This is a genomic window from Paenibacillus puerhi (assembly GCF_009846885.1).
Lineage (GTDB): Bacteria > Bacillota > Bacilli > Paenibacillales > NBRC-103111 > Paenibacillus_G > Paenibacillus_G puerhi.
Genome location: NZ_WUWM01000019.1, coordinates 131,979 through 142,532 on the forward strand (window position 1 = coordinate 131,979; position 10,554 = coordinate 142,532).

A 10,554-nucleotide genomic window follows, 5' to 3' on the forward strand; every position below is an offset into this window, starting at 1 on the left:
CGGGGGCGATGGTTGGAAGAGGGCTTAACCCCGACCGGGGTTTACCTGGCGGAACTAAACCATAAGCTCCAGAAGGCCGCTTTTTTCTTCGGGACAACATGTCGTTTGGAACGGGGCAGCAGGTAATCCTCCGAGTTGTCAGGCTCATGTACGGAAATGTCCGAAACAAGGGAGCTTAGAGACTGCTGCTCCATCGGAACGGTTAACCATTGTACGGCCGCGGCGACTTCGATATGGAATTGGTTGCAGGATTCAAGCTGATCCAGCCGATCGGCGAGAACGCGATTTCTTTCCTGCAGCTCCTCGATGAGCTCGTACAAGACTTTCATCGTTAGCTTGGGGGGCTTGGACGGCTCTTGAGCTTGATCGGGGTATAAGGACGGCGGCATTGGCAACGATTCCACTTCGCGAATAACCTCCATGGATACGGCAAACCTCCTCTAGTAAATGGATGTAGTTCTATGATAGAGCAGTTGGTTCGAGAATGCAGTCGAAATGGACTGTCAAAAACAAGGTAAACTTGCTTCACTTTGTCGCAATTACCAGCACAATCATTTGCTCAGAATTCCGGAATTTCCTCCTAGAAACCAGGGGATGCGGCATCATACAACCAAATGATTGTTGGAACAATCAGGAAATGTGGGTATGCTTCACCTGTAGGGAACTGGCCGTTGAAAGGAGGAACGTTTACTCAACAGAAAGGTAAGTGTTTGTTTCATGCGTATTCACTAAGTCAACTTTTATGGGGGGAAACTATGAAAGCCAAACGGGTGGTAAGCAAGCTAGCAACGCTTGCGCTTGCGCTGAATGTCGCGCTGGCCGGTACGGCCATGACAGCAGCGCCTGCTGTATATGCGGCTGCAGACGATGTGCTGCAGACGGATCTTATTCGGGATGACTATGAGGCCTGGTCGGGCGCGGGGGATCTGGAAGCCGCCGGCTACACGCTGACGCCGAATCCGGGCACGGCGACCAACGAAGTCCGGGTGCTGGAGGCTGGCCAGATCGTAAACGGAACGGTCAACAACGACCGTACGGGCAAGGTGCTGCAGGTAAGGGACGAGAGCAGCAGCGATACGAAGTTTGTCCGTCAGCTGCCGGTTTATGCAAGCGGTTTCGTAACTGTGGAATTCGACTGGCGGATCGACAAGACGGGCATGGACAGCCACGGCTATAAGGTGCTGCGGGTCGAAAATCCGGCCGGGCAAGCATTCGCCGAGCTGCGTCTCAGCGACAGCGGAGCGAATCTGTCCCAGTATTTGTATGGGGCAAGCTCCAATAAGAAGATCATTACGGGCTACAAGCAGGACCAATGGTATCAGGTGAAGCTTGAAATCGATATGGCTGCGAAAAAATCCCAAGCGTTCGCAAGAACGGCCGGTTCGACAGGGGCGTACACGACCGCGGGCGTGTTCGACTTCTCGGAGACAGCCGCCTCCTCGGAGCTCGCGGTATCGCAGCTCACCGGCTTTACGACCGGTACGCAGACGGCCAATATGTACTATGACAACCTCAAGGTATATACGAAAACGACGCTGCCGGCAGCGCCAAGCGGATTGAAGGCGGCAAGCGGCAGCGGACAAGTGACGCTTTCGTGGAATGCGGCAAGCGGTACGACCTATACGGTGAAGCGTTCCTTGACGAGCGGCGGACCTTACACGGACCTTGCCGCGAATGTGGAGGCAGGCACGTTCACCGACAGCGGTTTGGTAAACGGCACGGCCTATTATTACGTAGTAACGGCGCAAACCGGAGGGCTGAGCAGTGCGAATTCGGCCGAGGTGAGCGCAACCCCGCAATCTGCTTCGACTCCTCCCGCGGCGCCGACAGGTCTGAAGGCGATTGCCGGCGACCGGCAGGCTGTGCTGTCTTGGAATGCGGCGAGTGGTGCGACGAGCTATACCGTGAAGCACAGCACGAATGGCGGTGCTTATGTGCCAATTGCGTCTGAGATAACCGCCACCAGCTACACGGCTACTGATCTGACGAATGGAACTTCGTACTCGTTCGCTGTAAGCGCTAACAACAAAAATGGTGAAAGTGCTCCATCGGATGCGGTTTCCGTGGTTCCTGCCGAAGGCGCTTCCGTCGATGTTTATAACATGACGGGCTTCTCCACGACGAATGTCGGCGGGGGGACGCTTCCAGAGACCGACGCGAAATACATCAAGGTGTATAACGCCAATGATTTTGCCAAAGCCATCGGCAAGAAGAATGGATATAAGGTCATCGAGATCATGAACGATCTGGACCTGGGGTGGAACGAGATTCCCGCCGAGGCGAAGACGACGGCAGGCTCGTTGTTCTCCGCGCATAACGCGGCGAAGACGCATCCGGTGCTGCTGCAGACGGGCGTCACCAAGATCTATATTCAGGATCTGGGCAATATGACGATTTTCTCCGCCAATGGCGCGAAGATCAAGCATGCCAGCTTTGTCGTCAAGCGCGTGAATAATCTTATCATCCGCAACCTGGAGTTTGACGAGCTGTGGGAGTGGGATGAAGAATCCAAGGGCGACTATGACAAGAACGATTGGGACTATATTACCCTGGAAGCGTCGTCCCAGGTGTGGATTGACCATTGTACCTTCCACAAGTCTTATGACGGCGGGATCGATATCAAGGAAGGCTCCTCCGGCGTGACGATCTCATGGTCGCTGTTCAAGGGAGACGACCGCAGCCCGAACGGCTGGGTCGGCCAGCAGATCAACGCGATGGAAGCGGAGCTGACGGAGAATCCGGGCTCGACGAAGTACCCGATGTATAAGTTCCTGCGCAATCAGGGACTGAGCACCCAGGATATTATCGACGTATCCGCCGGACAGAAGAAGCAGCATTTGGTGGGCGCCAACGAGCTTAAGGCGAACAATGCCGATCTGCAAGCTACGCTGCATCATAACTACTATTACGATATGCAGGATCGTATGCCTCGTCTTCGGGGCGGCAATGTCCATACCTTCAACATTGTCATGGATACGGCAGGCAACTGGGCGGCGAAAAAACGAATCTCCCCGGCGCAGGAAACGGCGATCGCTTCGGCCGGCTATCATTTCGGCGTGACGAGCAACGGCGCCATCTCCACGGAAGACGGTGCGGTGCTGGTGGAGAATTCGCATATTATCGATATCCTGTATCCGATCCGTAACAATCAGAAGGACCCGGCCAAGCCGCAATATACAGGGAAGATCGCTGCCATAAACACGATCTATTCGCTGGACGGTCAAGTGTTCCAAGGCGATAGTACGACTCCCGGAAGTCCGCTGGCTCCTGTTCCGGCCCCTGTTAAGGATTTCTCCTGGAGCGGCATGACGGAGCTGCCGTATACGTACACGCCGGACGATCCGTCGACTCTGATCGCACGGTTGACGGCTCCGGACGGAGCAGGTTCCGGTAAGCTGCAGTGGAGCAAGGAAAACTGGCAGCGCACGTCCGGGTACACGGGCGGCACGACTACGCCGACTGCCCCGGCGGCCGTGTCGGGTGTCACGGCGACTGTGACGAATGAAGGTCAGGTTGCGTTGACCTGGAACGCAGCCGCGGGCGCCACGGGCTATACGGTGAAGCGCAGCACGACGGACGGCAGCGGGTACGCGAAGCTGGCCGCGGTGTCGGCTCCCGGTTATACAGATACGTCCGTGACCGCGGGCACCACCTATTACTACGTCATTGCCGCAACAAACGCTGCCGGAGAAGGCGCTCTATCCGCTCAGGTCAGAGCCAAGCCGGAGGCTTCGCAGGGCGGCGCCACGAAGCCGGCGGCACCGGGAGCGCTCCAAGCTTCCGCAGGGGATGGCCGGGTTACTCTTTCGTGGGGAGCCGTGGCGGATGCGCTCTCTTACACCGTAAAGCGCGGCGCGTCACCGGCAGGACCGTTCACTGTAACAGCGGCGAATGTATCGTCCACGTCCTATACGGATCTGACGGTCTCTAACGGTACGACCTATTTCTATGTCGTATCCGCTTCTAATGCGAACGGAGAAGGTTCGGATTCGGTTACGGTTATGGGTACGCCGGCCGCCGCAACTTCCGTCGTGCAGCCGGGCGATCTCGTCGTATCGCCGGAAGGGCTGGACGGAGGAGAGGGTACGCTGAGCAGTCCGCTGTCTTTGACGGCGGCGCTAACCCGGATCGAACCGGGCAAAACGATCCATATGCGCGGTGGCGTCTACGCCTATGACGTTCAGGTGACGATCGACCGTGACAACAGCGGTACGCCTGGAGCGATGAAGAAGCTGATCGCTTACGGGTCCGAGCTGCCGATCCTCGATTTCTACGCACAGCCTTACAATGCCAAGGACCCGTCGCAGAATGCGAGAGGCTTGCAGATCAATGGCAGCTACTGGCTGGTCAAAGGGCTGGAAGTCCGCGGGTCGGCCGACAATGGCGTGTACGTGGCGGGCCACTACAACCGCGTTGAGAACCTGAACATTCACCATAACAAGGATACCGGCCTGCAGCTCGGACGTTATACGGCTGGAGCTCCGCGTGAGGTATGGCCGACCTATAACCAGATCATCAATGTGTACTCGCATGATAACTTCGACCCGGATGACGGGGAGGATGCCGACGGCTTCGCGGCCAAGCTGACGGTCGGCGCAGGCAATGTGTTCGACGGCTGTATCGCCGCGTACAACACGGACGACGGCTGGGATCTGTATGCCAAGTCCGATACCGGGCCGATCGACCCGGTCGTGATCCGCAACAGCGTCGCCCATCATAACGGCGCCACCTCGGACGGCCTGTCGACGTCCAATAGCGACGGCAATGGCTACAAGCTCGGCGGAGAGAAGATTCCTGTCGACCATATCGTCGAGAACAGCGTCGCTTTTCTGAATAAGAAGCACGGCTTTACGTACAACAGCAATCCGGGCTCGATCCGGCTGACGAACAATACGTCCTGGAGCAACGGGCAATCCAACTTTGCCTTCGATGCGGGGACGCATATGTTCACCAACAACCTGTCTTACATGGGCGGAGCCAGCGATAAGAAGTCCGGTACGGACGTCGAGAACAGCAATGTGTGGTGGATCAGCAAGAAGAGCACCAACGGCAAGGGTCTGAAGGCCACCGATGCCGACTTTATCACACTGACGCCTGCGTTGACGCGTAATGCCGACGGATTCCCGAATCTGGGCGATTTCCTGAAGCTGGCGACAAACAGTCCCTTGAAGGGGGCGGGTACGCCGGCAGGCACGGATATCGGCGTACTTCCTGCGGTTTCTGCGGGCGGGGGCAGCGGCGGGGGCGGTGTCATCGAGACGGCTGCCGCCTTGAGCGGTCCGGAAGCCGTTGGCTTCGGCCAGCCGTTCAGCCTGGAGCACGGGTTGACACAGGTCAATCCGGCAAATGCGATCTATGCGCAGGAGCTCAGCTTCCAATATGATGCCGCGGCTGTCGAGTTTGTCTCGGCGGATGCGATACAGGCCGGTCTGTCCGTCGTACGGGTGACGACCGCGACGCCGGGGCAGGTACGGATTTTCGCAGCAAGCCTCGGCCAGCAGGCCGGCGTGAAGGCGGACGGAACGCTGCTTAAGCTGAATTGGAAGGCGAAGACGCTGGGTCAGTCCCAGACTTCTGCGATAGTTCTGGCTTCCGTGAAGCTGGCCAATGCCGCGGGACAAATCTCGTCCGCAGCCGGGTCCACGGTTAGCGTCGTGCTTGGCAGCCCGCTGCAAACGTCGGCGCTCCAAGCGGCGATCAGTTCGGCTCAAGCCGCTCATGACGCCGCGGTGGAAGGCACGAAGACCGGCCAATATCCGGCCGGCTCCAAGGCGGAGCTGAAGGCAGTCATCGATCTTGCTATCCAGACGCTGGCGTATACAACGGCTTCCCAGCAGCAGCTTGATGAGGCCGAGGCGCTTGTGGATTCCGCGCTGGCCGCGTTCCAAGCGAAGAAGCTGGCTGCCGTGCCGGGTGATCTGAACGATGACCGTCAGGTCGATATCGGCGATCTGGCCATGCTGGCGGCCGCATACGGTTTGAAGTCGGATCATGCGGAGTGGAGCCGGTATGCGCATATGGATATCAACCAGGACGGCATCCTCAACATTGTGGATCTTTCCTATGTAGCCAGCTTGATTCCTTAAGCTTGAGAGATAAGAGCGGGAGAGGAGCGCAGCTTCTCTCCCGATTCTTTAACAATGAAAGGATGGGCCTTCTCTATGAAATTCAAACTTTGGCTGACTACGCTGGCGCTGCTGTTCTCAATAGCGGTACCGCCTGCCGCGTCGCATGCGGAGGGAGACGCTTCTTTCTGGCTGACAGCGGATGCCTCGTCTACGGAAACGGGCAAGGAGTGGCGGGTCGCGCTGATGGGACAGCATCTCGAGAGCTTGTATGCATATGAGGCCGTATTTGAATATGATCCCGCTCTGCTGAAGCTGGCGCAGGCTGTTTCCTCCTTGGGCGGTACCGGGAACGGCTTCGCGATTGAACCAATCGTGGAAGAGGGAAAAATTACGTTCGCCTACACGCAAACCGGCCATGCACCGGGTATAAGCGGTGATCTGGAGCTGGGCAGCCTGGCTTTCCAGACCTTGGCTCCGGGCCAGGCGGGCGTTCGCTTGTCCGAGGTGCTAACGGTATCGTCTGAGCGGAAGGAAGCCAGATGGACAGGGAGCCAAGCGGCTTCGACCCTTATCGTGACTGCCTCGAATTCCGATTCCGGGTCAGACACGGATTCTAATACGGGAGGCACGGGTGCCAGTACAGGAGGCTTACCCGCGGCTAACCTGCCTTCTACGGTTGAGAACGGCAAGAGCGGAGTACGCATCCCGATTGCAGAAATGAAAAGCGTCCGCCGCGCCGACGGGCAAGCTGTCGCAGTTGCCGCCGTAAGCGCGGACAGCCTGGCCGAGGTGTTGGCAAAGCTGAAGGCGGACCCCGCGCTCGGCAGCCGTATTCAGATTGAGCTTCCGGCAGGAGAGCAGACGGTGAAGGTCGAGCTGCCTGCGGCATCCCTCGCCGCCGCTGCCAGCCAAGATGCCGGCATAGCTGTGGTGATCCAGACGGGCGGAGCCTCGTATGAGCTTCCGGTCCAGGCCCTGGATATCGCCAAGCTGGCCGCTCAACTGGGCGTGAAGCAGCAGGATGTGAAAATTACCGTACACATCGGCAAGCCATCCGCGACCGATCTCCAAGGAATATCCAAGGAAGCGGAGCGTTCGGGCGCTTCGATGATCGGGGAGGCGCTTGATTTCCATGTAACGGCAGAAGGCGGCGGCAGCTCGCTGGCAGTTGGGGATTTCGGGGGCATTTATGTGACAAGAACGATCTTGTTGCCCGGTCAGCTTGATCCGAGTACAGCTACAGGAGTTCTTTACGATCCTGCCACCGGGGAGCTGAGCTTCGTCCCCACCCGATTCCAGGCAATGGACGGAGGCCGGACACGGGCCCTGCTTAAGCGGCAGGGGAACAGCACGTATGCGGTCATCCGGCATACGAAGTCTTTCGACGATCTGGCCGGGCATTGGGCGAAGGATGAGATCGCTCTGCTCGCCTCCAAGCTTATCGTCGATGGACGGACGGAGCATAATTTTGTGCCGCAGGGGGATGTGACGCGTGCCGAGTTCGCGACGCTGCTTGTGAAGGGACTCGGCTTGCAGCCACAGGTATCTTCCTTGTTCCGCGATGTATCCGTATCGGATTGGTATGCGCCGTATGTCGGGGCGGCTGCCGGAGCGGGCCTGGTCGAGGGGCTGGAGCCGGGAGCATTCAAGCCTGACGACCGCATCACACGGGAGCAGATGGCGACTATGCTCATCCGGGCGCTGAAGATAGTGGGCACGACTGTCACGGCAAGCCCAACTGACGCGGCGCAGACGGATCGGTTTGCCGACCATGCCATTATCAGCAGCTGGGCCCGAGAGGGCGTGACGCAAGCGCTCAAAGCCGGATTGATGAATGGAAAGTCGGCCGAAGCGTTCGAGCCTTCCGCTCCTGCGAATCGGGCAGAAGCCGCGGTCGTCTTGAAGCGGCTGCTCCAGTATGCGGAATTGATCGACTAATGATAAAGGGGCGCAAGCTCGCACCTCATAGGGGGATATGAACGATGATGAGAAAGGAAGGTCTACACGGAAGATGGCTGGCGCTTGTGGCCGCTATCGTCGTGGCGGTGTTCGGATGGCCGCAGACCCCCGTCGCCCAGGCGAACGGGGCCTTGCCGCCAGGCTGGTCAGAGGCGATTACGGATAGCGCGCTTGTCACTTCCGGGGGAGGCAGCTACAGCAACGGCGTCTTCACACTGTCCGCCAAGGGCGGGAAACTTCAGAGCTCGGGAGACAGCGCGTATTTCATGTCGACTCCGGTTGAAGGCGACTTCACGATGACGGCCAGGCTCGTCTCCTGGTCGTACCCGGCAGGCGCCAGCTCGTTCAGCACGAGCAATTCTATCGCGATGCTGATGGTCAAGGATGGGACGGAGAAACAGTCCTTATCTTATTCAGTCTGGTTCCAGCCAGCGGCCGCTTCCACGGCTGCTCAGGGCATGACCAAAACCTACAAGCGGTTCTCCGCGGCTTCCGGGGGCTCGGCGCGATCGGACTCTACCGTGCTGTCGCTGCCCGTCTATCTCAAGCTGCAGCGCACAGGCAGCGTGTATGCCGGCTATTACTCGACCGACGGAATAACCTACACCAAGATTGGAGGCGCCGATACGACCGGCGGCATGACGACTCTCTCACCGATGCAGGTCGGCTTGGCCGTATCGGAGGCTTCGAACGTTACCTTCGACCAGGTCGCCATCGTGAAGGCAGACGGGACGGTCGTATTCGATTCTACCGATACCGGCACGCCGCCCGGCGAGCCTTCGGATCACCCGACCGTCGCCTTGTCAGGGCCTATCAGCTCTGTCGCTCCCGGGGAGTCCTTCATCTTGAAGTACGGACTGAGCCACGTAACCTCCAGCGTCTATGAAGCGGTATATACGCAGAAGCTAACCTTCGAATATGACCCGTCCGCCATTAGCTTTGTGGATGCGCGGCCGGTTCGTTCCGAGCTTTCCCTGACACAGGTCGATGCGGGCACGCCGGGCCGGCTTGTTCTCACGGCGCAAAGCCAGGGACACGGAAGCGGGAACACGGCGGACGGACCGATGCTGGAAATGATCTGGCTGGCCGCGAACCCGGCCGTCAAGAATACAACTGAGGTGAAGGCGGTTCAGGCGCTGCTGACCGAACGATCCGGCCAGCAGATAGCGGCAAGCGGAGGCTCATATACGGTGTCCATTGCTTCGCAAGTATCAAAGACTGCGCTGCAGTCCGCTTATGCCGCCGCGCAGACGCTCTATGACGGCGCGATCGAAGGAACGATGACCGGGCAGTATGAGCCCGGCTCCAAGCAGGCGCTGCTGCCTGTGCTGCAGGCTGCAGCGGCGGTGCTGGAGCTGCAGATTCCAGAGCAGGCTCAGCTAGACCTGGCCTTAGCGAACCTGCAGCAGGCGGTTCAGCTGTTTAACAGCCGGCTGCTTGCTCCTGTGCCGGGCGATGTGGACGGCAACCGCGTGGTGGACTTGGGCGATCTCGGCCTGGCGGCCGTCTCCGTAGGTTTGCATGCAGGCAGCCCGCAATGGGATGCGGTGAAGGCGGCCGATGCGAATCAGGACGGCATGGTGGACGCCAAGGATCTTGAATTGGTCTCGTCGTTGATTCCCTAAGCAGAAGGGCCGAAGAGCCTTCTTCATTGGCTACAGGAAAAACGCTGCTGTAATAGCGGTGTTTTTCCTGTTTATTTTAGGAGAGAAACGCCCGACTCCCAGCACTCGGGAACCGGGTCCCCGTTTTCTGGCGTCATTGCCGGGGTTCAATGGATGGAAGGTGAAACATCGCTCTCTTCCTTTTCGTCTAAAGATAATCGAAACCGAACTTATAAGGGGGATTGGCTTGTACGATTATATACAGCTCGGGGTTATGGTTGCGTTACTGATGGGCAGCGGAGTATGGCTGTTCCTGCGCTCCAAGTTCTCGTCCAGCCGTGTAAGCTTTAGAGGGGTGGGGGCAGCGCTTATTGTCATGACGTTTATCCTCATAGCTTTTGCTATCCTATCTTTCTTCGCTGAAAGCTCTCATAACGTCGGTCACTAAGAGGCTATCATTATGCAATACTAGAGAGACGATATTATGGAATGAAGGTCTTGCAAAATAATGACGAATATGATACATTACAACTCGGTCGTTCGAAAGAAAGCGACAGCAGCCTAGTTTGGAAGCTTCTGCACATGCGGTTAGACCCCTTGAATGGAAGGTAAAAAATGAGGTTGCAAAACAGATTTGAATATGGTACATTACTTCTCGCCCCTTGAGAGAGAGGCAAGCAAGAGTGAATGAGAGCTTCTGAGCATGAGGATTACCCCTTGAATGGAAGAATCGAAAAACACGGTTGCAAAAGAGATTCGGATGTGCTACATTACGAATCGCAAGTGAAATACTAGCAATTGCCCTTTGAAAACTGAACAACGAGTGAGTGTTAAATAGAGAATGAAAATTCTCGCTAGCAGTAACTTTTGAGCAAGTCGAACGAACCTTGTAGTCATTTCGGCCTTCGGACCGAAAAGACTAC

Annotated in this window: 5 protein-coding genes; 4 read left to right on the forward strand and 1 reads right to left on the reverse strand. The window is 57.6% G+C overall.

Annotated features, from left to right (window positions below; genetic code table 11):
- Positions 1 to 41 precede the first annotated feature (41 nt).
- Positions 42 to 422 (reverse strand): hypothetical protein, encoded by a 381-nt coding sequence (locus GSF01_RS18005; RefSeq protein WP_159886445.1) that lies wholly within the window; start codon positions 420 to 422, stop codon positions 42 to 44.
- A 333-nt stretch (positions 423 to 755) separates the two neighbouring features.
- Here GSF01_RS18005 and GSF01_RS30595 point away from each other — a divergent pair, with 333 nt between their 5' ends.
- From GSF01_RS30595 to GSF01_RS18035, 4 genes are all read left to right on the forward strand, one after another.
- Positions 756 to 6,086: a fibronectin type III domain-containing protein gene (locus GSF01_RS30595; protein ID WP_201305428.1), complete on the forward strand. Its 5,331-nt coding sequence runs from the start codon at positions 756 to 758 to the stop codon at positions 6,084 to 6,086.
- Positions 6,087 to 6,161: 75 nt separating this feature from the next.
- A complete protein-coding gene (locus GSF01_RS18025; RefSeq protein ID WP_159886448.1) occupies positions 6,162 to 8,006 on the forward strand; it encodes an S-layer homology domain-containing protein in 1,845 nt (614 codons plus the stop codon).
- A gap of 44 nt (positions 8,007 to 8,050) precedes the next feature.
- The gene (locus GSF01_RS18030; protein WP_159886450.1) at positions 8,051 to 9,652 is read left to right on the forward strand and encodes a dockerin type I domain-containing protein; all 1,602 of its coding nucleotides are present in this window, start codon (positions 8,051 to 8,053) and stop codon (positions 9,650 to 9,652) included.
- A 226-nt stretch (positions 9,653 to 9,878) separates the two neighbouring features.
- A complete protein-coding gene (locus GSF01_RS18035) occupies positions 9,879 to 10,079 on the forward strand; it encodes a hypothetical protein (RefSeq protein WP_159886452.1) in 201 nt (66 codons plus the stop codon).
- Positions 10,080 to 10,554: the final 475 nt, after the last annotated feature.

Bases quoted from the DNA above. Each gene is read 5' to 3' on its own strand.
- GSF01_RS30595 (WP_201305428.1), top strand. From the start codon at position 756: ATGAAAGCCAAACGGGTGGTAAGCAAGCTAGCAACGCTTGCGCTTGCG.
- GSF01_RS18025 (WP_159886448.1), top strand. From the start codon at position 6,162: ATGAAATTCAAACTTTGGCTGACTACGCTGGCGCTGCTGTTCTCAATA.
- GSF01_RS18030 (WP_159886450.1), top strand. From the start codon at position 8,051: ATGATGAGAAAGGAAGGTCTACACGGAAGATGGCTGGCGCTTGTGGCC.
- GSF01_RS18005 (WP_159886445.1), bottom strand. From the start codon at position 422: ATGGAGGTTATTCGCGAAGTGGAATCGTTGCCAATGCCGCCGTCCTTA.